This window comes from Micromonospora sp. NPDC050276 (assembly GCF_044459545.1).
GTDB lineage: Bacteria > Actinomycetota > Actinomycetes > Mycobacteriales > Micromonosporaceae > Micromonospora.
Map to the genome: position 1 here is coordinate 26,831 of NZ_JBITJA010000020.1, position 24,703 is coordinate 51,533.

Here is a 24,703-nt window from a genome sequence, read left to right on the forward strand (position 1 = left end):
GTCGTCAGGATGTCCGACCCAACGGCGCGACCGAGCGTCGAGCCACCATGTTGCGCATCGAGAGGACGACGCCATGACCACGGCGGTAGGAGCGCCCAGCGGCCAGTCCGCCGCCTTCCACCAGTTGCTGCTGCGGATGTCGGGCCGGCTGCCGGACGAGCTGATCACTGCCGCCCGCCGTTGGCTCAGCGAGGGCGAGTTCGTGGACATCGCCCAAGCAGTGGTCTTCGCCGCGCTCGCCGGTCGGCTGGCGATGACGGAGGCCGACGCGGTCCTGCTCTCCGACACCCTCGCCGAGGCTGGGGAAGACACCGAGGCGCTCGCCGAGGTCGAACGCGTGGCCACCGACCCACTGCCGCCCTTCGGGCTGGCCCCGGTCAGCCCGCAAGAGCTGGCCGAACACGGCGACGCGGTGCCGTACAGCATCGACCTGACGGTGCCCTACGACGGGCCCGGCGCCGCGGACGGGACGGACCAGGTGGCGGTCACGTCGGTGGCGGCGCAACTCGGAGACGGTGTGGCGGCGACCGCCCTGTGGCGCGCCTGGCGGTTCCCGGCAATGGACACGCAGTGGCCGCCGCCACGCCGGATCTACCTGCTCCAGGGGGCTGACGAGGCGGCTCTGCCCGCGCTCGCCGCCCGTACCCAGGACGCCCTGGAACGCGCCGGCGAGACGGATCCGCAGGTCGAGGCGTTCCTCAGCCCGGACGACCTGCCGGCGTACCAGCGCACCGCGCTCGGGTTCTCCGCCTTGCTCTGGACCGCCGCCCCACCACTCGTGCCGGTCGTCGCCCGGGTGTACGACACGTTCGACCCGCAGCGTGGGCCCGGCTTCGCGCCCGACCACCCTCGGCTCGACGGGGAGGAACGCGACCGGGTGTTGGGCTACCTGGCCGAGGGAACGCCGCTGTTGATCACTTCGACGCACAGTCCGGACGTGGTGGATGCGGACGCCGGCGAGGTGGTGCCGGCCGGGTTCTTCACCGACGGTCGCTGGATCTGGACCGACGCCGCCGCCTACTACCTGCGGACGTACGGGCTGGCTCCGGACCCTGACCTGCTGGACGCGATCAGGGCCAACCACTATCTGGCGCCAGAGGTCGACGCGGTGGCAGTACACCGGGCGCTGTCCGTTCTCTACGCTTCGGTGCCCGACCAGGCCGCCGAGGGTGCTGAGGTCGGCGAGGGTACTCAGGCCGAACAGGGTGCTCAGGTCGACCCCGGCTAGGACGACAGGCCGGAGGCCAGCGCTGCCGCGGAGCAACCCGGCGCCGCGAAAGCGGCGACACCCCACAAATTGGCTCGCCAGTCCGTTGAACCAGCCGTGCCCGTGAACCGTCGTGTATCCGGACCCGGCAGCTGAGGGAGATTGAACTGTGGCTCGCACGCCCGACGGTGGTGTCTACCGACGGCTTCGACACCGGCTCGCGGCCACCGCCCGTACGCGCCGAGTCTGGGACCTGCCCCGGCGCGGGCTGGACCGGCTGGACTCCCCGCTGCGGCGCTGGGTCGCCATCGCAATCCTGATCGTGTTGCTCGGCGGAACCGGCGTCGTCGCCAGCGCCGGGTTCGGTACCGCCACCGCGGAGGACGCCCAACTCGCCGGCCGACCGGTACCGACCGGCCAGCTCGAGGCGATCGCGGCGGCGGCGCACGCCTGTCCCGTCCTCACCCCGGCCCGGCTCGCCGGCCAACTGATGGCCGCCTCCGGTTTCGACGCGAACACGAAGGCCGCCAACGGCGGCACGCAGGTGGCGGGTCTCACCGACGCGGCGTGGGACACGTGGAAGCCCGCAACGACATCCCAGCGCACCGATCCGGCCGCGAACATCACCGCGCTCGCCCATCTCACCTGCGACCTGGTCGGCCAGGTACGGCAGGCCGGGATCGGTGGCGACCTGTGGCGGCTGGCCCTGGGCGCGTACCACTCTGGCGTGGAGGCGGTACGCGCCGCCAAGGGAATCCCGCCGGCGGCCACCGGTTACGTCAACCAGGTCTCCGCCTACGCGGCCTGGTACGCCCGTCGGCCCGGAACCGGGACCCCCTCGGGTGGGCCGACCGGCCCGATCGGTGTGGTTCCCAGCTCGGGGACCGCTGCCAAGCCGGTGCCGGACGTCTACCTGGCCGCGGTGCTCGCGGCTGGCCGGTCGTGCCCGGGGCTCTCCCCGGGCCGGGTCGCGGCGCAGCTGATGGCCTCCTCCGGCTTCAACCCGAACCTGCTCGGGGCGCACTCCGCGCAGGGCATCGCCCAATTCAATCCGCAGGTCTGGGCCGCGTACGCCCCGTCGCCCAGCACCACCTCGCCCTGGGATCCGAGCGTGGCCATCCCGAGCCTCGGCCTGACGATGTGCGCCCTCATGCGCGACCTGTCCGGGATGGAGAAAGACCCGTACCCGTTGGCGCTGGCCGCGTTCCGCATCGGCCCGGACGCGGTGCGGCGGGCCGGCGGCGTACCCGACGACCCGGAACTCCGCGACCACATCAAGTTGGTGACCGGGTACGTCGGTCGCTACCAGCAGGACCCGAGGCTGGGCGGTAAGCCGGCCGGCACGCCGAGTCCTACCGCGACGCCGCGTCCCGGAGTGACGCCGTCCGCCCCCGCGACGCGGCCTGCCGGCGGAAACACCCCCGCCGGGAGCACTGCCGGCGGAAACACCCCCGCCGGCACGTCATCGCCGCGGCCACCGCAAACCCGTGCCACCACGTCCCCACCGAAGCCGGACTGGCAGACCCTGGTGGTACGGGCCACCTCGGTACTGCAACGCAACCAGTCCTGGCAAACCAACCGGCTCAAACTCGTGCTGGCCAACGACGGAAACGTGCTCCTCTACGACCAGGGCACCTTGGTCTGGCAGACCCGTACCGGCGGCAGGGGCGGCGACCACCTGGTCTTCCAGGACGACGGCCACCTGGTGCTCTACACCAAATCCAACGTGACGCTCTGGAGCTCCGGCACGGCCGGCAACAACGGGGCGATCCTGGTGCTGCAGGCCGACGGCAACGTGACCATCTCGATCGGCGGCAGAGGGCTCTGGCACACCGGTACAGCGAAGGGCTGACCACCGTTCACCCCACGCGCGCGTTCCTGATCGCCCGCGGCAAGGAGGTCCGCGCAATGCCCCGCACGGGAGGCGAGCAGCCGATTCCGGCCGTCATCGTGGAGTCCGTCGGGGACACGCTGGCGATGCTCACCGTGGCGGACGCGCGCACGCCGATGCTCGCGCTGGCCGCCGCGCTGCCCGCCGAGGCGGGGCGGCGGGCAGTGCTGATCGCCCCGTCGGTCACCTCCCGGCCGGATCTGTTCGAGCTGTTGCCGGAGGTGTTGGCCGAACACCTGGGCGGGGTCGCGGCCGGGGTCCGGCTGGTACCACTCGGGTCGTACGACCGGTCCATCGAACCCGGCACCGAGGCGCGGCAACTGGCCGAGTGGATCGGTCAGGAGGTGACGTTCCCGCTGACCGAACTGGCGGTTCCGGCGGGCGTCGTGCTCCGTCCCGCGCCGTGGGCGGTGTCGGCCCCGGACGCCCCGGTCCGCGCCGAGCCCTGGTGGCCACTCCCTCCGCCGCCTCCTTCCCTTCCAACGCCGCCACCGGCGCCGATCTCTGCTCCGCCACCCGTGCAGGCGTTGGTCCCGCCGAGGTCAGCGGTGCGGGTGGCGGCCCTCACGGGCTGGCGGTCCGTGGTCTCCTGTCCGAACGGCGGGTTTGTCGGCCTGCCGGCGCGGCGGCCGTCCCGCGTCTGGCTGCCGCTCCGGCCGGTGTCCCGCCCCGAGCGCGACGTGCCGGCGCTACCGTCGGCGCACGCCGGTACACCACACCCGGTGCCGGGCCTACGCACCGCCGCGGGCTGGTCGTTCGCCAACGAACCGATGGTGGGTGCCGGCCCGGTCCCGGCCGGCTTCGTGGTCGAGGTCTTGGTGGACGTGTCAGGTTTTCGGGTGGACGGCCGCCCGGTGACACCTCGCGCCCTGGCGGCACTGATCGATCTCTGCCGGGCGGGCGACCAGCGGCCGCTGGTGCTTGCCACGTACGGCGTGCCGGTGCGCAGGAATGCGGCCGACCTGCTCTTCGGTGGCCTCGTGAATGCGCTCGGGGTGCCCCTGTACGTAGCCGATGGGGAGATCAGCCGCACCGCCACCGGGCTGCTCCAGACCACCGGCACGTTCCGCCGCTGGAGCCCGTCGACGCCAGGTGGGCCACGAGCATCGCATCGGTGGCAGGTCCTCGGGCCCGTGCTGCCACCCCGGCCGTCGGCGGCCGCCCGGTGGGGAGCCCCGAGCAGGCCTCGCCCCGCCTCGCCCCCCGCCGCGATACCGGCCGGGCTGGCTCAGCCGGTCGCTGCGGTGGAACGGCCCGCCGCCCCGGACCAGCCGACCACCGCACCGAGTCCGGCGGCACCGGCACTGCTCCCTACGCCGCTCGATCCGGAGCTCGTCGCGCTCCTCGCGCCCGAACGCTGGACGACTGCGGCGCGGCTCGCCCCCATCGGCGAGCCGTCACCGGTGTCCGCCGTCCCGTCGCCGCCCGCCGGACGACCTGCCACCGGCCCGGCGGGGCCCGACGCCGTGCCGTCCGAGGGTCCCGCCGCCAGCGCGGGTACGGCCGCAGACGCGGCGGGCCAGCGGCCGCTCCCTGTGCAAGAAACCGCCGCGACCCCGCCGAACCCCCCGGCCGGTCCGGCTCGCACCGTCGACGGGGGAGACGCCGACGGACCGGTGGCGCTGGTGCTCGGCCGACCCGAGGATCTGTCACTCGCCACTCCCGGTTGCCGGCCAACGGAGTCGGCCCACCCCGGCGCGGCCGCCGGCCTGGCGACCGATGTCGCCGTGCCACCGCCGGCACCTGTCATCGCCTCGCCCCCGGTGAGCCACCCCGGATCCCCGGCCACCACCATGCCCACGGCCGACCGCCCCCCACAACCAGCGGCGTCGCCCGCACCGGCGCCTCGGTGGCTGGCCGAGGCCGACATCGACCGGGCGGTTGCCGACCGGACGTCCTTGCGCCAGGCACTCGGCGGCCGTTACGACGCGCATGCCAGGGTGGTGGCCCGGACCCTGGCACAGTCACCCGGACTGCGGGCCGTGGCCGGCGCCTCCGGTCAACTCACCGCCGGGCTGGTCGCTCTGCGGGCGTACCGCGACCAAGAACGTGACTCGGTGAACCAGGTTCTGCGCGGCGGTGGCCCGGATTCCGAGGTTGACCGTCTCGCGCTGGTGGCCCGCTGCGCCGCGTACGGACTGCGCCGGTTGCCATCGGTGCTGGGCCCGGTCTTCGGGGCCGGGCCCGCCGAGCGGCGGTTGGCCGCCGGATACCGGCCCGGTGATGTGCTGGTCGAGCCCGCCTTCCTGGACGTCGATCTGGCCGCCGGGACGGGCACCGAGGAGACCGGCGTGCGGTTCACCATCTGGTCGGTGAGCGCACGCCGGCTGGACGACCTGGGCAGCGATGGCCGAGCTGCGGCGATCTTCCCACCGGCCAGCCGGTTCCAAGTGCTCGCGGTCGACGACGACGGAGCCCCCGACCAGGCGGTACGGGTCCTACTGCGCGATCTTGCTGCCGCCCACCGGGGCGGGCGGGACAGTGCCGAGCGAATCCTGGACCGGCTGCGCGCCGCTGGTCAGGGAGGCACCTCGCTGGGCGGCGCCCGCGTACCGCTTGCCTTCGCGCCCGGTCTGGACGACGCGGGCCGGCCCTTTCCCATGCCGGCGACCGCCGGCACTGTCGCGCCGATCGAGGATGGACGAGCGTGAGCAACAGGATGCTTCTGGTGTCCCAGACCGAGCCGGGGTGCCTGCCGAGCATCGCGGCGGCGGTGGCGGCCGCCAGTCCCGGCGCGGTGATCGCCGTGCAGCCGGGCACCTACCGGGAGCAGTTGCGGCTGTCCGGAGACGTGACGGTGACCGCCGAGGAAGGGCCGGGCACCGTGACCATCGACGGCGGCGACGGGGTGGCCGTCTTCGTCGGCGGCGGCAACGTGACGTTGCGCGGGCTGAACGTTCGCGGCGGCGCCACCGACCTGCCCGCGGTGCAGATCGGGCGAGGCACCCTGCACGCCATCGGGTGCGCGGTCACCGGACGGGGAATCGTCGCGGTCCACGTGCCCGGCGGTCGGGTGGAGATGCGCGACTGTCAGGTCAGCAACCCGGACGGTGCCGGCTTCCTGTTCGAGCGGGACGCCGGCGGGACGGTCAGCGCCACCACGGTCCGGCAGACGGGCAGCGCCGGCGCGGTCATCGTCGGCGGCGCCGATCCGGTCCTAAAAAGCTGTACGTTCACCGATATTCGGGGCACCGGAGTGCTGTCCAGCCGAGGTGGCCGGGGAACCATCGAGGACTGCGAGATCACCGCGGTCGACGGCGCGGCGGTGACAGTCGAGGAGGACGGCGAGATCCGCCTGATCCGCTGCCAACTGCATGACCTGCCGGGGTCCGGCGTGGTCGTCACCGGTGGCCGGCCCACCCTGCAAGAGTGTGAGATCCGTACGGCCGGGGGGCACGGTGTGGTCCTGTCCGGCAGTGCCGACCCGGTGCTGCGGGGCTGCCAGGTGCGGGGTGTCACGGGCCACGGGCTGCTCGTGCTCGAACGGGCCGCCGGCGCGTTCATCGATGGAACGATCGACGGTACCGAGGCTGCGGCGATCGGGGTCACCGGGTCGGCTGCGCCCCTGGTCGAGGGTGGCCGGGTGACTGGCGGGCCGGGCGGTGCGCTGTTGTTCCAGGCCGAGTCGACGGGCACGGTACGCGGGTTGACGGTGCACGGTGGGCCGACCGGGATCGTGGTCGACGGGTCGGCTGCGCCGGTGGTCGAGGACTGCGTGATCGAGGACGTCCGGGAATTCGGGGTACGGCTGCTCGGCCAGGCTCGGCCGGTGGTTCGGCAAACGCGGATCGATCGGTGCGCGGCCGGTGGGTTCCTGGTCGAGCCCGGGGCGACGCTCACCGCCGACCAGGCGATTGTCCACGGCTGCGGCGTCGGGTTGCAGGTCGACGGTACGGCGACGGTCAGCGGATCGGATGTCAGCGGCGCCCGCAGGGCCGGGATTCTGGTGCAGGGAGAGGGGAACCTGACCTTGATCCGGACCCGCGTGCGCGGCAGCGGCGGCCCGGGGGTGCGATTCGCCGGCGGTTCGTCCGGTCGCGTGGACGGGTGTGAGCTGCTCGAGAACGTGGGTGAGGGCCTGGTCCGGGAGACGGCCAAGCCGGTCCACGTCGAGATGACCACGATGTCCGGCAACGGTGGTCACGCCGTCCGCCCGAGCGGCCCGGGCAGCAGCCGGTCGGCCGCCCCCACGCCGGCCGGCACTCCCGCCGGCGGCGGTTCCACCCCGTTCGCCGGAGAGTTGGCGCTACCGTTCGGGGCGATGGTGCCCGCCGACGGTCCACCGGCCGACCCCGCCACTCCGCTGTTGGCCGAGTTGGACGCGTTGGTCGGGCTCGCCGGAGTCAAACACGAGGTGGCGACGCTGGTCGGCCTGCACCGGGTCAGCCAGCGGCGAGCCGCCGCCGGCCTGCCGGCGCCGCCGATGTCCCGGCACATGGTCTTCGCCGGGGCCCCCGGCACCGGCAAGACCACGGTCGCCCGGCTGTACGGGCGCATTCTCGCCGCGCTCGGTGTGCTGAGCACCGGTCGGTTGGTCGAGGTCTCCCGGGCCGATCTGGTCGCCGAACACATCGGCGGTACGGCGGTGAAGACCACCGAGAAGTTCAACGAGGCGCGCGGCGGTGTGCTCTTCCTCGACGAGGCGTACACCCTGTCCCCGGTGGACGGTGGCGGTGGCGGGCACGACTTCGGCCGGGAGGCGATCGACACCCTGGTCAAGCTGATGGAGGATCACCGCGACGAGGTCGTGGTGATCGTCGCCGGGTACTCGGCACAGATGCGCCAGTTCCTGGACTCCAACCCGGGACTCGCCTCCCGGTTCTCCAAGTCGGTGGAGTTCGAGAGCTACTCCACCGAGGAACTGGTCACCATCGTCGAGCGGATGTGCAGCACCCACCACTACTCGCTGGAGTACGACACCCGGCTGGCGCTGATCCGGCTGTTCGACGGGATGGCCCGCGACGCGAACTTCGGCAACGCCCGGGTGGCCCGCAAGGTGTTCGAGGAGATGATCGGGCGGCAGGCGTTCCGGCTGTCCCAGGCGGTCTCGTCGGACGGGGTGGAGTTGGCTCAACTCCTGCCCCAGGACCTCGGCGCCGCGGCGTCGGGCGGTGCGCAGGCCGGTGAGGCCCAGGCGGACGAGGTCGACAAGCTGCTGGGCCGGCTGCATGCCATGATCGGGCTGGGCGGGGTGAAGCGGGAGGTCTCCGACCTGATCGACCTGTTGGCCACGATTCGGGCCCGGGTGAGCGCGGGTCTCCCGGCACCGGCGATCTCCCGGCATGTGGTGTTCTCCGGGCCGCCCGGCACCGGCAAGACCACCGTCGCCCGGCTGTACGGTCAACTGCTGACCGCCCTCGGCGTCCTCGCCGGCGGTCAACTGGTCGAGGTGGCGCGGGCCGACCTGGTCGGCGAGTACATCGGACACACCGCCCAGCGCACCCGGGAAGCGTTCGAGCGGGCCCGGGGTGGGGTGCTGTTCATCGATGAGGCGTACACCCTGGCACCGCCGGATGCCCGGCAGGACTTCGGCCGGGAGGCGATCGACACGCTCGTCAAGCTGATGGAGGACCACCGCGACGAGGTGGTGGTCATCGCGGCTGGGTACGAGGACGAAATCGAGGCGTTCCTGGCCGCGAACGCCGGTCTGGCGTCCCGCTTCTCGCGCCGAATCCACTTCGTCCATTACAGCGCCGACGAACTGGTGGCCATCTTCCAGGGGATCGCCGCAGCCAGCGGATATGAGTGCCCGGGCACGACACTCATTGCCCTGCGGGAGCATTTCGAGCGGGTCCCGAAAGGCCGCACCTTCGGCAACGGGCGGTACGCGCGGCAGCTGTTGGAGGACAGCATCACCCGCCAAGCGGGCCGCCTGCGCACGCTCGGTAAGCCCACCGTCGAGCAACTGCGGACCCTTCTCATCGAGGATGTCGCACCGGCGGTGGCCGCCAAGGCCTGATTCGAGTGAGGGGCGCTGTCTGCGCACGGCAAAGCGTCCGCCCGCTCGCTGCACCTCTTCCGGTTCGCAGTTCGGGGCACGCCTCAGCGAGCTGAGGCGTGCCCCGAACTGCAAAGACTGGTCGGCGGTCCAGCGGCTGCGCCACCCGGAATCGAAGTACGTGATCCTTAACCTGTTGTTGTGACGTCGTTCACCGTTGGACGGGTAGCCGTTCCTGGGCACCGCTCAGCATGTCTGCCATGTCCGCTGTCGATAGATCCTTCCGCCCGGCCTCTGCCGTCCGGTGAAGCGGGTGTCCTGTAGCGACGGTGCTCTTGCCCTCTTCTACCGGGCCACCGGTGGGCAACGTCGTCGACTCTTTCCGATTGCACTGAGCGGGGGGTGTTGGGGTCGTGCCGTTTGTGGTGGGGGATAAGGTTGCTGAGTTTTTTGAGTGGTTTTATGGTGAGAAGTTTCCGGGCCTTTTGCCGGAGAGGTTGAATCAGCTCGGGCGGCAGTTGTTTGTTGTTGCGGATGTTTTGGATGATGCGGGGAGGTCGTTCGTCTCGGGGGTGGAGACGATCCGTGGTGGGGTGCGGGGTGAGTCTGAGAAGGCTTTTGTTGCGGCGGCGGATCGTGTTGCGGGCCTGTTGAAGGCGGGTCCGGAGTTTGTGCGGACGCTGGGTCAGGCGATGGTGCAGTTCGCGGCGTTGTTCTTTTATGTGCAGGTCACTATTTTGGCGATCACGGCGTTGTTGTTGATCGAGTTGTTGATCGCGTTGAAGTTGTTGTGGATCAATCCTGCCTTGTTCTTGGAGTGGGTGGCGAAGGCGCCGGTGGTGCGGCAGGCGTTTTATCAGACGTTTGTGCGGGTGGTGGGTAAGGCGGCGATGAGTGCCGCGTTCAACATGATTTATGAGTTGTTGGTGGACGTGGCGGCGCAGGTGGCGGGGCGGGGTCGGGGTTATCAGCGGGGGTGGAACCGGAGTGCGACCGGTGACGCGGCGAAGGGGGGTGCTCTGGAGGCTCTGGTCGGTGGGGTGTTCGGTGCGGGTAAGGGGGCGGCGCGTCGCCTTGGTGGTGGTAGGGCGCTGGGTGGGGCGTTGGATGGTGCGGGCAGGGGTGGTTCCGCGGGGCGTGGGGTGGCCGGTGGTGCGGCGTCGTCGGGGGGTCGGGCTGCGGGGGACGCGGCTGAGGAGTTGACGACGGAGGTGGTGTCGGGGTTGGTGTTGAGCGGTGGGGTGATCGATACGGGGATTTTGGCGCCGACGGTGGTGTCGAGTGTGTTGAACAGCATGACGATGGACGTCGCGGGGTCGGTGGGGAACGCGGTCGCCGGTGGGGGGAAGGGCGATCCGAAGTCGGGTGGTGGTGTGTCGGGTGATGCTGATCCGGACACGGCCGCGGATCGGGATCCGGTACCGACGTATGTGCCGACGGATCCGAACCCACCGCCCGGGTACGCCGGGAATCCGACGGATCCGGCGGTCGCACCGCAGGATGATCCGGGGGTCCCACCGTCGCGTACGACCACCCCTCCGATAGCTCCTGGCTCCGGCTCCGGCTCCGGCTCCGGCTCCGGCTCCGGCTCCGGCACGGGGTCGTCGACCGGAGGCGGTGGCGGATCCGCAGTTGACGGGGACGCGTCCGTCGAGCCCGTCCCGGGTCTCCTGGACATGGATGACCCGGCAGCGGGCAACGACGTCCTCCCGCCGAACACCGATACGTCCGCGCCCGGCGGCGCGCAGACCCAGTGGTCCTCGCCGGGGCCGGCCACCTCGCCGGGGGGAGACCAGATCGGCCGGGACTCGCCAGAACTCCCGGCATTGCCGAACTCACCGCCACCCCCGGTCGCACCCGGTATCCCGGGTATCCCGGCCGCGCCGGGCGCATCCGCGCCGGGTGCGTCCGCGCCGGGTGCGTCTGCGCCGGGTGCGTCTGCGCCGGGTGCGTCTGCGCCGGGCGCGTCCACGCCGGCTGCATCCACGCCGTCCACCCCCCACACGGTGACCGCCTCGGAGCTGACCGGACCGTCGCCCCTGCCGTCCATCCCGACCGGTCCGGCTGGCGTCGGCTCGACACCGGTCCCAGACCCCGTCGCCCCGACTTCGACTCCGACTTTGACTCCGCCCCCTTCCGCTGCCACGCCCACATCCGTGGCGTCGGCCTCCCCGCCGGCCCCGGCCACGTCGGTTTCCGTGCCCTCCCAGGTCACGCCGACAGCCACCTCCGGGGCAGCTGCCCCGCTCGCCGGTCCGACGCCGATCAGCTCGGCACCGGGAACCGGGCCGGTCACCACGCCGCCAGGCGCTTCGGCCGTACTTTCCCGGCCGGAGCAGGTGAACGCCCTGCCCGGCCCCAACCGCCCCGACGACCAGCGCGCGGACGCCGGACCGGAGCAGACGCGCCGGGAGCCTTCGTCCCCGCACGCACGGGTGCTACCGCAGGACTCCGACGTGCTGCGAAAGGTGGCGGCGGACCTCGGGCGGCGGGACGTGTCGGCACCCCGCAACGCGCACGAGGTCAGCGACGGCCTGGCACGGTTGCTCGCCGATCCCGATCGACCAACCTGGGACGGCCAGCCGGACTGCTATCCCGGCCTGCTCGCCTCCTACCTGGCCAAACATCGCCGACTCGCCCAGCGGACCGTGGACGAGACGTTGTTGGGTCGGGGCGACCCCCGGGAGTTCGCGCACGCAGTCGACGGCTCGTGGGAGCAGTTCGGGGGTGACGCCGACGCGCTTCGGACCCTGTTGACCAATGCCGACGGCACCCGGCGGGACGGCTGGAGCGCGTACGTGTGGGTACGCCCGCCCGGCGGCGACGCGCACATGTTCGAGCTGCACGCCGACGCGACCGTGCCGGCCGGGCAGCCGGGCGGGCTGAAGTGGGTGGACCTCCAGCGCCCTGCGGGCTGGCTGGACGCGACGTCTGACCGGGGACTCGCGGAGCACCTGCCATTGGCCCAGGTCATGCTGACCGACGCCGCCGGCCGTTGGGTGCCGCTGGCCGAGGCGGCCGGACCGGAGCGGCGGCCAGGCAGGTCGTCCCTTGTCGAGGCGTTGGTGGACGCGCCGCGCAACCCCGGGCCCGGCATGTTCCGCCGGTCCGCCCTGGCGTCGGGTTCCCGGGTCAAGGAGGACCGATCGAAGGCAACCCCCACTCCGGACGTCGTGCCGAAGCCGAGCGGCTCGCTCTACCAGGATCAGCCCGACCTGCTGTACGAGGTGGACGGCGCCATCGACCTCGACAAGCTGGTCGATGACCTGCGGACCGATGTCGAGGCTCGGGTACGTGCCCGGATTCGGCCGATCGTGCACCGGTTCACCCGGGGCGGACGACAGGCGATCAGTGTCGACTTCAGTGGCATCGAGAACGCGCTCCGCGCGGATCTGCAGTCGTTCTTCACCAGTGGTGGGCGTACGTTCGACGTCCGTGACGGCACCGGCCGCTGGCACAGCGTCACCGTCTCCACGACGCGGCTGACCGATCAGCAGGAACGTCTGGACCAGAGTCACGACAAGGCCAAGTACGACACGAGGAACGACTTCAGCACGGCGCTGAAGGAGACCGAAAGCTCCGGTGACAGCCTCGCCGTCGGTGCCGGCTTCATGATCGGCGGCCGGTTCGGGCCGGGTGGCGGGGCGTCCGGCGAGATCGCCCTGGCCCAGGCGGCGGTGACCAGCGAGAGCGGCGCCACCCTCTTCGATTCGCACAACGTCCGCAGCGGCGGGCCGTCCCATCTGGTGCTGGCGCCGGTCCGGTTCACCGTGCAGGTGGGAAAACCGGGGTCGGCGCTGCCCACCCCACCACCGGCGCACCAGACGACGGCGGACGATGCGGGAGCGGCACCGAACGTGGTCACCGCCCAGGTCGGCTTTCGCACGCTGGACGACATCGCCAAGGCGACCCCGCGTACCGACGACATGCGCCGGGGCAGGTTCGACGTGTCGACGCTGGTCCAGAACCTGAACGTGATCCGAATCCTGGACGCCCGGCCGGTGGCTGTCGCCCAGGCGGGCACCTTTGCCTCGAACGACGGAGCCGTGGGCGCCCTGACCACGGTCGAGGACGACGGCAGCACGGATTCGCGGACCTGGAACGAGGTCGTCGAGGACATTCTGCGCCAGTTCCAACCGACCGGCACCGTGGACCACGGGAGCCTCAGCCGGGAGCAGCTCCGGACGCTGTTGAGTGAGCCCAGCGTGCTGGGGCAACTGCTCCCGGCGTTGGAGAGCGACGTGAACTCGCCGCTGATCCTCAGCCCGTCGCGCCGCCAGGCGGTGGCCCTCCAGCTCAACGCGGAGGTCACCGGGATGCAGTTGGTCGCGGACGTCAAGAAGTCCTCGTTCCGGTGGCAGCCCGGGTACACGGTCAACGGTCGGGAGCAGCACATCAGTTCGGTCGGCGGCGGCGGTAGCGCGGTGCCGATCCGCTGGGGCTTCGGGTGGGCGTACGTGCAACTGCGACTCAGCCTGGGTTTCCGGCGTAACACCACCACCGGTACCCGGCAGGGCAGCACCACCCGGACCGGCACCGAGTTCAAGGACATCGAGAACGTGCTGGCCAAGGTGAACGTACGGCTCACCATCAACACCGCTACCCGGGTCAACGCCTTCCAGACGCCGTTCCGCTCCGGGGTACGCCCGATCGTGCTGGATCTGAGCGTGCTGTCCCGCCTTCCGAAGGCCAAGGCCGAGGAGATGGTCCGGGACGTGCGACCGCCCGTGCTGAAGAGGACCGGCACGGCGCCCGGGCGGACGAGCGCCGGGTCGGCCAGGGAGTACGGCAGAACCAGCTCCGACTCCGTCGTACCGCCCAGGGATCAGCGCAGAACCAGCGGCACGTCGCCGGAGCCGACCAGGAACCAGCGCAGAACCAGCGCCACGTCGCCGGAACGGCCCAGGGTGTACCGCAGAACCAGCACCGTGTCGATCGAGGGCAACATCGAGGGCGACAAGCGCGACCGTCAGCAGGAAAGGGAGTACCGCAGGACGAGCACCGTGTCGATCGACCCGAACACCAAGGGCGATCCGAACACCAAGGGCGATCCGAACACCAAGGGCGATCCGAACACCAAGGGCGATCCGAACAACAAGGGCAAAATCCGTGAGATCGACCCGGAACAGGGGCCGGGTAGGCATCTGCCGCCGTTCGCCGAGAAGGGCGGGCATGCGATGCCGTACGACATGAGCCAGTTCGCCGATCTGCATCAGCAGACCGCGCGGCTGGTCCGGCGTTTCGGCGGTGGTTTCCTGCCCCGGTTCCGCCGCGAGGGTGTGGCCCAGCGGATGGGCTTTTCCAGCTCCGCGAGCGAGCGCCAGCGCAATCAGGCGGAGCTGGACCGGGCGCTGTCGGTGCCGGCACTGCGGCAGAACTACACCACCCTGCTCAACGGCGGGATCGCGGTTCGGCTGACCCGGAACAAGTGGTTCTCCAGCCGCCAGGTGGTGGTCCACGTGACCGCCCGGCATCCGCAGGAACTGGTGCACACCGGTGTGGAGCCCAACGTCGCCGTCCGCAACTTCCAGAGCCGAAGTGAGCAGGACAGTGCCGCCGGCGGCGCCCAGTGGCGGGCGGCGGTGGCGGTGGAGGGCGGGCTCATCTTCCGGTCCAGCGACGGTCCGGTGAACACCGGTTACAGCCCAGCGGGCTCGGTCGAGTTGCAGGGGCGCCGGGCGCAGCAGGGCGGTGTGGACGTGACCGGGCAGGACACCGCGCTGCATGGCGGCACGCCGAACTCGGAGCGTTACCACGGCGACCTGGAGCTGGTCGTGCGGGTCTACCCGTACAAGATCGGGCTCGGCCGCGACCGGGGCTCCCGGCTCGGGCTGGGCACCCGGGTCACGAGCATCCGGCACGCGGACGGCACGAGGTTCACCCGTGGCGACAACGCGGTGCAGGTCGGTGCGAAGACGCTGCCCCGGTACAGCCTGCGCGCGCGGCGCCCGGTCGACGTCCTCTACTCGGGCAGTGCCGCACCGAAGGAGCGGATCACCCTCCCGGTGCGGGTCACCAAGGGGCCGCGGGAGCCACTGGCCCGGCGCACCAGAACCGACCTCGACACCCTGCGCCAGTTTGTCGACAGTGCCCAGACCCGGCCGGCCGGCCGCGGTTCCGCCTCGGTGCCCTCCGCCTCGGCACCCGCCAGTTCCGCCGCGACCAAGGCAGAGGTCAAGGAGTGGCAGTTCGTGGAGTCGATGCCGGGCAGTGCCGCGCTGCTCGATCTCGCCCGGGAGACGATCCAGGAGACACAGAAGTACGGGGACCGCGCGTCCCGGCGTCATCTCGGCGGGCTGCGCGGTGAGACGAGCCTGACGGAGGGCATGCCGCTCTGGACCGACCTCACCGACAGTCTCACCGCCGCTGAGCAGGCCACGAACCTCGGCACCATGACCGAGAAGCAGTGGGACCTCGACCCGCTCACCACGGACATCGACGGTGGTCGGCTCGATGTCTCGATCGCCGGGAAGCTGGTCAACCCGCGCCTGGTACCGGTCCAAGCGGAGATCACCACCGAGCACGCGCCGAGCGGCGGGGTGCAGGTGTGGAGCAGCCGTACCCGCGAGACCCAACTCGTGGCCCGGGGGCAGTTCGGTGCCTCGTTGCGGGAGGCGATGCGCCCCGGGGACAAGTACGGCGGTGGTGGCACCGGCACCGTCGGCTACCAGCGGACGATGTCGTACCGGATGACCCGTAAACGGAGCAAGGTCAGCGGCGTCATCGAGCGCAACATCAACAACCGTAAGGGCAAGAAGCGGACCTACCTGGTGGTGGCCGACCTACGGGCGACGGTGGCCGCCGAGGTGACGAACTCCGCCGATTTCCCCGCCGCTCTCGTACCCAGACCGTTCCAACCGGACAGCTGGGAGCACCACAAGTCGGTGCGGCACAGCGCGGTCATCGAGAATGCCGTCTACCTGCGGGTCAGCGAGGAGCAGGCGACGGCCATGGGCCTGTTCGGTGACGTGCGGCCGCCGGTGACGTCCACCGCCGCCGGGCCGACGCGCAGCGGCAATCCGGTCACCGACGAGGCGCGCAACGCCAAGCTGACCCTGCGGCCGGGCGGGTCACCCGGACTGGGACTGCAGACCTTCCACGACGTTCCCTCGCTGGTGGACCCGGCGATCGCGGCGCTGCGGGACGCGGTGGGCGAACCGAATCCGCAGCCGCTGGCCCGGCCGATCCTGGACGCGTTGACCGGGCACGGGCTGGCGGACCCGATGCTCAACCGACGCCGGATGCTGCATGCGCTGTCCCGCTCCGGCGTACGGCGGAACTGGGCGGCGCTCTTCGACGGCGGCGTCTCCCTGATTCACGCCGATACCGGGATCTTCAGCCAACGGCTCTACGACGTACGCCTCGAGGCGGTCCTCGACAACGGGGTCACGTTCGACCAGTTCGTCGCCAACCACGACGACATCGACGTGCGTACCGTTGGCGCGCAGGGCCAGACCGACCTGCTCCGGACCGCCCACGGCGGAGGCTTCTACACCAACGTCGCCGCGTCGGCGGTGCTCAATCCGCACGGTCAGCCGGCCGCGATCGGTGCTGGCTACCAGTACAACACCACCAGCCTGACCTCGACCTCGACCTCGACCGAGTCGGAACAGCGGACCACCGACATCAGCTCCGGTCGAGGGGTGAAGGCGCGGGTCACGCTCGTGCCCCGGTTCCAGATCCGGATCTACCACCGCGGCAAGGCCGTGCCGAATGGCACGATCACCTTCCGCGCACCGGTGACCGTCGACCGGTGGGCCGGTGATCTGCGGCTCCCTCCGCCACGCCAGCCTGCGGTGCGAACGCCGAGACCGTACCGACCCGAGCCGACACCCGGCCCGGAACCGGGCTGGCAGGTGACCAACGGTCTGCTGTTGCCGCCCCGGTACGCACCGGAGGACCTCAGTGGTGCGGCCCACCTCCAGGTGGCGGCCCAGGCGTTGCTGACCGGCGCCGCGAAACGCCTGCATGTCTCTGGTTACGTCGGGGCGCACCAGGTGCATCAGGGGTTCACTCCGGAGTTGTTGCTGCCGAACGTCGGGCAGGCCTTCGACCCGGACGGGCTGGAACTGCCGCCGGTACCGAGCGCCACCGCGTCGATGCAGGAGGCACTGATCAAGCTTGGCCTGAAACCGGTGGCGGCCAGGCTGGGTGGCGTCGACTCCGCCGTCTACCGGGAGCACGTCGCGCAGCAGACGGCCAACATCAGCAGCGGGTCGAATCGGCTCACCCAGTCGCTGCACGCTCCCCGGCTGCTGCTCGGCCGGGGTTACCTGGGCGACCCGTACCAGGCGATGGAGAGCAGCAACAGTGGTCCGATCAGCGGCGAGACGGTCGCGTTGGCGGCCGGCACCGAGGACTCGTCGACCAGCTTCGGCAACGTCAAGCCGGAGGGCCGCTCGGTCCTGGTCGAGTACGTCTGCGAGCCGACCGTCTCGGTGACGCTGCCCCGCGTGGCGCAGGCCGACCGACATCACCGCGATGACCAGATCCCGCCGGTGATCGTGGCGGTGCGGATGGGGCTGGACGACGCCCGTCGGGTGCTCGGCATCACCAGCGGCGCCCCGGACAACGTACGCCGCGAGTTTGAGGCGATCGTGACGCACGAACAGAAACTGGCCCGCCTCGGGGACGAATTCGTCGCGGCGGGGGAGGCGGAGGCGGCGGCGAAGTACGCGGCCCTGGGCAGCCAGATAACCACCCCGTCCCAGTCCGGGCCAGCGGCGCCACCAGGTGGAAGGCCAATGGATCCGGTGCTGCGCGAGCGTTGGCGGCAGACGATCGAGAAGCGCGAGGCGGCCGAGGCCGCGTGGTGGAGGTCGATGCAGGACCACTACCGGCAGCTCGACGAGTTCAGCGCCAAGTACGAGGCCAGGCCCGACGCGAAGAACGACACGAAGTCCGGCACGGGGCCCGAGGTCAAGGTCGTCCCGGAAAACGATCCGCCACCGCTACCGAAGCCGCCACCGCTACCGGAGCCGCCACCGCTCGAGGAGCCGCCACCGTCCCGGAAGCTCGCGCCGATCAGGGAGTTGCCGCCGGCCGGGTCGCATCTGCGACGGATTACCGAGGAGGCCGAGCACCCGGAGCCGCAGGGTAGGAGGAGAGCCGGGACCACGACGACGGCACCGCCGCCGCTGCTGCGACAACGCGAGCGCGATCTGCCTGCGCTGGACCACGATGCGGTGGAGGAGGAACTGGCCGGCCGTACGCCGGTTGAGCGGCAACGGATTCAACGGTTCGCCGACGCGCTCCAACGCCCGCCGGGTCGGCTGCCGGTCTCCACCCACGAGGTGCGCGACGCCCGCACCCGGACGACGGCGGCACTGCTCGGCGGCGCAGATCCGTACACCCTGGCGACGACCCCCGGCGGGGGCCGGCCGGCGGTCCCGCGAGAGGTGATCATTCCGGCGGAGCAGCCGGTCGTGCCGCGCCACGTCGAGGAGTCGACGAAGGAGCGGAGCCGGGTCGACGGGTGGGAGGTGACGCCCGGCATCGATCTGGACCACGAGTACGGCGTGGTCGTGAAGGCCAAGCGGGTGAAGCCGGGGGAGGCGGTGAACGGCCAGCTGCGGCTGAATCCGGTGTGGTACCGGCTTGCCGATTTTCCACCCGCCTTCCTGGAGCGCAAGGACGCACGGTGGCACTACACCGTCGACCCCGACGGTGAGATTCGCATCGGCACCGAGGAGATCCGTACCGTCCTCGACGACGAGGAGTGGCAGCAGTTGTTGACCGGCATGCGGCGACTCGACGGGCAACTGACCCTGGAGGGTCTGAAGGCGTCGTTGGACGGTCAGGGCCACCCGACCATCGCGGCCGGCTTCGTCGGCCCGGGCGTCACCGAGGAACGACCGGCCCGGGTCAGCGGGGAGTTCGGCTGGAATGCCGTGACCGGTCGCTGGGAGGCGAACGACAAGTCCGGGCGATACATGAGCGAGAAGGTCCGTAGCGATCTGAACCCGGGCAACCTGATGCGCTGGGTGAGCAATGTGGCCGGGCGGATGAGCGCCCGACTCGGGGTGGAGGTCACACCGGTGCTGCTCAAGCATGCCGAGCCGGCTCCGGCCGTACCCGTACCCACCCCGCCGGACCCGCGGCAGCACGCCGCCCCTCAGGCCAACATGTTCCTGGTGGCCGAGGCGCTGGTCCGGCCGTACCGGGCGTTGCCGAGCCAACCGTCCGATCCGGGGATCGACCAGCTCTGGCAGATCGCGATCGAGGGGCTGTCCGGCGGTGTCGACCAGGCGGAGGTTGCCCGGCGGGTGGCGGCGTCGGCGACGTCGCTCGGCCGCACCGCCACCCGCCACCAGCCGAACCTGCCTCGCTGACCGCTCAGCGCGGTAACGGGGGCAGCGCCGGGCTGTCGAGCCAGGCAGCGAACAGGTCGTCCAGGGGCTCGTGGGCGAAGCGCTGGGCGTGTGACCGAAACTGCTCGGTCGTCACGGTCGCGTGCCGGTGTTCGGCAACCCAGGCCCGTAGGAGCGCGAAGAACGACTCCTCGCCGACCTTCTTCCGGACGGCATGCACCGTGAGCGCACCACGCTTGTAGACCAGCGGGTCGAACATCCGGTCGACGCCGGGGTCCGCGACGATGACGTCCCGCGGGCGAGCCGCGACGCGCGCGTACCACTGCGCGGCCAGCGCATCCGCCGGCAGATCGCCGCAGACGCCGGACCACAGCCACTCCGCGTACGTGGCGAAACCCTCGTTGAGCCAGATGTGCCGCCAGTCCGCCACCGTGAGACTGTTGCCGAACCACTGATGGGCCAGTTCGTGCACGACGAGCCGTTCGTGCGTGCGCCGCCCGTCGACGTGGTTCCTCCCGAAGACGGCCATGCCCTGCGCTTCGACCGGATCATCGAGGTCGTCGTCGGCGACCACGACGACGTACTCCCGGAACGGGTACGGCCCGAAGAGGCGCTGCAACGTCGTCATGATCTGGCCCTGCCGGCCGAAGTCGTGGGTGACGAGCCCGCGCAGCGCGGGCGGGATCGCGGCGCGTTGCACCACAGCGCCGACAGTCAGGTCCACCATCTCGTAGCGTCCGATCTGAACGCTCATCAAGTACGGCGAGGTCGGCTCGTGCCGCTCGTACACCCAGGTCGTGCTCCCCGCGCCACGCCGCCGCAGAACGGGATCGCCGGTCACCAGGACGGTGTACGGGGAGGAGGTCGTGACCGCCACCCGGAAGGTCGCCTTGGCGCCGGGCTGGTCATCGCACGGGAACCACGACGGCGATCCGTTCGGCTGGCTGGCCACGAGCACCCCGTCGGTGAGCTCGTCCCACCCGAGATCGCCCCAGCGGCCGGAGATCGGCACCGGTTTCCCCGCGTACCGGATCTCCACCCGGAAGGTGTCCCCGGCGCCGATCGGCCGCTCGGGCTTGATCTGCAGCTTGTCCGGCCGGTGGGCGTATTTCGCCGGGCGCCCGTCCACCCGGACGTCCTGGACGCGGAGCCGGCCGAGGTCGAGAGTGAACCGCGACAACGGCTGCGCGGCTACCGCGGTGATGCCGGCCCGGCCGGCAAGCCGGTTCGTCACGACCCGGTAATCGAGGTCGAGGTCGTAGTGCAGTACCCGGTAGCCGCCGTTGCCGTGCTCGGGTAGGTACGAGTCGCTCGAACGGTCGGCACCGGGTGTGGCGCCGCGCGACGCGGAGGCGTCCGGATTCACGCGGGCCGCGTGGCCGGCGCGGGCCAGGTCGCGATCGGGTTGCCCAGCCATCGGCTGTCGTCGGGCACGGCGTCGCCGCGGGTCACCAGCGAACCGGGCCCGACGGTGGTCCGCGCGCCGATGCTCGCACCGGGTAGCACGATGCCGTGCGGGCCCAGCGTGGCTCCCGCGCCCAGTGTCACCTCGTCCATGCTCATTACACGATCATGGAACAGGTGGGTCTGCACCACACAACCGCGGTTCACCGTGGCGCCGTCGCCGAGCCGCACCAGGTCGTACTCGGGCAGCCAGTAGGTCTCCAGCCAGACACCCCGGCCGATTTTCGCACCGAGCGTGCGCAGCCACGCCGTGAGCAGCGGCGTGCCGGTCGCGAAGCGGACCAGCCACGGCGCGGCGAGGACCTCGACGAACGTGTCGGCGAGCTCGTTGCGCCACACGAAGGAGGTCCACAGCGCGCGCTCGGTGACCCGGAACCGCCCGACGAGCAGCCACTTGGCAGCCGTCGCGATGGCGACGGCGACGACCGCCGCACCCAGCAGCACCGGCCCGGAGGCGAGCGCGGCCACCGCCCAGCCGGCGGCCCGCCACAGGAACGCGAGCACGGCCAGGACGCCGACCGCCAGGGCGGCGGAGACCATCACCGGGACGATCCGGCACAGCTCGATCGCGGCCCGGGCCAGCTTCAGCCACAGCGGCGGGTCGAAGGTGCGGCTGGTGTCCGCCACTTCCACGGTACGGCGCAGGGGCATCGGCGGGGCGCCGAGCCACGACGAGTCCTTTTTCGCCTTACGCGGCGCTGATGACAGCACACCGACAAGCCCACGCTTGGGCACCGATCTGCCCGGTGCCGCCATGCCGGAGTTGCCGAGGAACGCCTGCTTACCGATGCGGGCCGGGGCGACACGGAGCCACCCGTGGCTCAGCTCGTACGTGGCGACCATGGTGTCGTCAGCCAGGAACGCGCCGTCGGCAACCGTGGTCATCGCGGGCAGGGCGAGCACCGTGGAGACCTCCGCCCCGCGTCCCACCCGGGCGCCGAGCAGCCGCAACCACACCGGTGTGAAGAGGCTGGCGTAGAGCGGGAACAACCCGACCCGGGCCATCCCCATCAGCCGCTCGGTCGTCCAGACCTGCCACGCCAGCCGCCCCTGCACCCGGTGGTACCCGGCGCGTATGCCGATGCTGAGCGCTCGAACGGCCCCGAGCACCAGCAGCGCGTAGCCCACGACATAGCTGGCGGTCGCCACCGCGACGGCGGCCAGCACAGCGCCGACCGTCGGTCGGACGGCGAACGTCCAGCCGAGCAGGGCGAGCGCCGGTAGGGCGGCGACAACCGGCACGAGCCCCAGCAACTGGGCGGTCAGACCGTACGCGACGGGCCAGAGCCGTGCCCCTGTTCGAGACTTCGGGGGGCGCTGCTCGGGCCATCCCGCTGAATCTTTGGCAGCGGGTGCGGCCGGTGAGCCCGCCCAGCGCTGGTTCGCCGGTACGGCGCCGGCCACCGTCGAGCCGGCGGCGATGCGTGAACCCTTACCGATCCGAGTGCCCGGCATCAGGGTGCTGCGGGACCCGACCCGCGCTCCGGCGCCGACGCGTACCTTGCCGACGCGGACGACATCACCATCGACCCAGTGGCCGGACAGGTCGACCTCCGGCTCGATGGCCGCGCCCCGGCCGAGCTTCAACAGGCCGGTGACCGGCGGCGCGGAGTGCAGGTCGACGTCGTCGCCGATCTGCGCGCCGAGCGCCCTCGCATAGGTGATCATCCACGATGCTCCGGCGACGCTGGTGGCACCGCTGAGCTCGGCGAGCCGTTCGGCCGCCCACAGCCGCAGGTGCACGCTGCCCCCGCGCGGGTAGCTGCCCGGGCGTAGCCCGCGCAGCAGCAGTCGCGCCCCTCCGGCGGCCAGGGCGATCCGCCCCAGTGGGCTGAACAGCAGCAGCCAGCCCAGCGCCACCCACCACCAGGACACGGCAGGCGCCCAGGGGGTCGGAGCGAGCATCGCGAGGACGTTGCCGAGGGCGGCTAGGACGGTCAACCAGCGGAGCCCGACCAGCGCGAGCATCGGCACCATCAGCACGGCCTGGATCAGCCCCGCGCGCCGCGGCGTCGGCCGGACCTCCCGGCGCTCCGCCACCGTGGTGTCGAGGGCGTCGAGCACGGCGGCGAGCTGCGACAGTCTCGGATGAAGGTAGATGTCGGCCACCGAGACCCGCGGGTGACGGCGCCGGATCCACGCCACCAGTTGCGCCGCGTTCAGACTGCCGCCGCCATGGTGGAAGAAGTCCGCGTCCGCCTCGGTGGGACGCACGCCCAGAACCTCCGCCCAGCCGCCGGCGAGCCAGTCCTCGGTCGCGGTCAGCTCACCGGCCGCGTCCCCAGCGGCGGCCAGCGGCCAGGGCAGCGCCGCCCGGTCCACCTTGCCGGACGTCCGGGTAGGCAGCGCATCGACCACGGCCAGCATCGGAACGAGCGCGGCGGGCAGTTGCGCACGGATCCGTTGCGCTGCCGTCGCGGCGTCGAACGCGACGCCATCGTGCGGGACCACGTACCCCACCAGCAGTTGGTTGCCCGCGGCGGTCCGCCGCACCGCGGCGGCGGCACCGGCGACTCCCGGAAGTGCCTGCAGTGCCGCGTCGATCTCACCCAGCTCGATCCGGCGTCCGCCGAGCTTGACCTGTTCGTCGCCGCGGCCGATGAACACCAGCCCCTCGGGCTCCGCGCGGACGATGTCCCCGCTGCGGTAGGCCCGCTGCCAGCCGAGCGCCGGCAGCGTCGCGAACTTCTCGGCGTCCTTGCCCGGGTCCAGGTAGCGGGCGAGGCCCACCCCGCCGATCACCAGCTCGCCGGCCTGCCCCATCCCGACCGGGGCGCCGGACTCGTCGACCACCGCGAGCTCCCACCCGGCCAGCGGCAGCCCGATACGGACCGGCCCCTCCCCGGTCATCCGCGCGGCGCAGGCGACCACGGTGGCCTCGGTCGGCCCGTAGGTGTTCCAGACCTCGCGGCCCTCGACGGCCAGGCGCTGCGCCAGCTCCGGTGGGCAAGCCTCCCCACCGAAGATCAGCAGCCGGACCTCATCCAACGCCTCGACCGGCCACAGTGCAGCGAGCGTCGGCACGGTCGACACCACGGAGATGCGCTGCTCGGCCAGCCATGGCCCGAGGTCGACGCCGCTGCGCACGAGCGACCGCGCGGCCGGCACGAGACAGGCGCCGTGCCGCCACGCCAACCACATCTCCTCGCAGGACGCGTCGAATGCCACCGACAGCCCGGCCAGGACCCGGTCCTGCGGGCCGATTGCCTCATCGGCCTCGCCGACCAGAAACAACTGCGCCTCGGCGTCCACGAAGGCCGCCGCCGCGCCATGGCTGACGGCGACACCCTTCGGGGTGCCCGTCGAGCCGGAGGTGAAGATGATCCAGGCGTCGTCGTCCGGGCCGGGCCGGCAGGTCCGGCCTTCGGGGGTACGGCGCAGCGACACCGTCAGCCCGTCACCGAGCACCGCGGCGACGCCCGCCTCTTCGAAGACGAGCTCGGCGCGTTCCTCGGGGTCGTCGGCGTCGACCGGCACATAGGCCGCGCCCGCCGCGAGCACACCGAGGATCGCCAGGTACAGCTCGGCCGTACCGGACGAGATTCGCACGCCCACCCGGTCGCCGACGCCGATCCCGTGACCGGCCAGCGACGTGCGTACGGCCTCGACCTCGTCAGCCAGTTCGCGGTACGTCAGCGCCGTGGCACCGTTGTCGAGAGCGCGGGCCCCGGGGTGTGTGCGCACGGTTTCGTCGAGAATGTCGACCAGCGTGCGGCGCAGTGGGGCCGCGGAGGAGCGGAAGACCGCAGGGCCTACCGGTGCGGTGGTCGTCGGAGGCGGCGTGCTCGGTCGTAGATCAGTCGTCATGGTCACCGGGCGTGCACCATCTTCACCTCGCGGGTCAGCGTCATCCAGGTGTGCGGCATGCGGACCCGCCGCCCTGGGCAACCCTC

The 24,703-nt window shown here is 71.6% G+C and carries 7 protein-coding genes; 5 read left to right on the forward strand and 2 right to left on the reverse strand.

What is annotated here, in order from left to right:
- Nucleotides 1–73 precede the first annotated feature (73 nt).
- The 5 genes from ACIBF8_RS29235 (at nt 74) to ACIBF8_RS29255 (ending at nt 19,367) form a co-directional block, all read left to right on the forward strand.
- The gene (locus ACIBF8_RS29235) at nt 74–1,228 is read left to right on the forward strand and encodes a hypothetical protein (protein WP_396787146.1); all 1,155 of its coding nucleotides are present in this window, start codon (nt 74–76) and stop codon (nt 1,226–1,228) included.
- A 148-nt stretch (nt 1,229–1,376) separates the two neighbouring features.
- Entirely contained in the window at nt 1,377–3,059 is a 1,683-nt protein-coding gene (locus ACIBF8_RS29240; protein ID WP_396787147.1) for a hypothetical protein, read from the forward strand.
- A 56-nt stretch (nt 3,060–3,115) separates the two neighbouring features.
- A complete protein-coding gene (locus ACIBF8_RS29245) occupies nt 3,116–5,749 on the forward strand; it encodes a hypothetical protein (protein ID WP_396787148.1) in 2,634 nt (877 codons plus the stop codon).
- 17 nt (nt 5,750–5,766) lie between these two features.
- Nucleotides 5,767–9,057, forward strand: coding sequence for a right-handed parallel beta-helix repeat-containing protein (locus tag ACIBF8_RS29250; RefSeq protein WP_396787149.1), 3,291 nt, complete (start codon nt 5,767–5,769; stop codon nt 9,055–9,057).
- Nucleotides 9,058–11,492: 2,435 nt separating this feature from the next.
- Entirely contained in the window at nt 11,493–19,367 is a 7,875-nt protein-coding gene (locus tag ACIBF8_RS29255) for a hypothetical protein (RefSeq protein ID WP_396787150.1), read from the forward strand.
- Between the two features lie 4 nt (nt 19,368–19,371).
- Here ACIBF8_RS29255 and ACIBF8_RS29260 read toward each other — a convergent pair whose 3' ends face one another.
- Entirely contained in the window at nt 19,372–20,763 is a 1,392-nt protein-coding gene (locus ACIBF8_RS29260; RefSeq protein ID WP_396787151.1) for a M1 family metallopeptidase, read from the reverse strand.
- Entirely contained in the window at nt 20,709–24,617 is a 3,909-nt protein-coding gene (locus tag ACIBF8_RS29265; protein WP_396787182.1) for a Pls/PosA family non-ribosomal peptide synthetase, read from the reverse strand. The genes ACIBF8_RS29260 and ACIBF8_RS29265 overlap by 55 nt, the downstream gene beginning before the upstream one ends.
- Between the last annotated feature and the right edge of the window lie 86 nt (nt 24,618–24,703).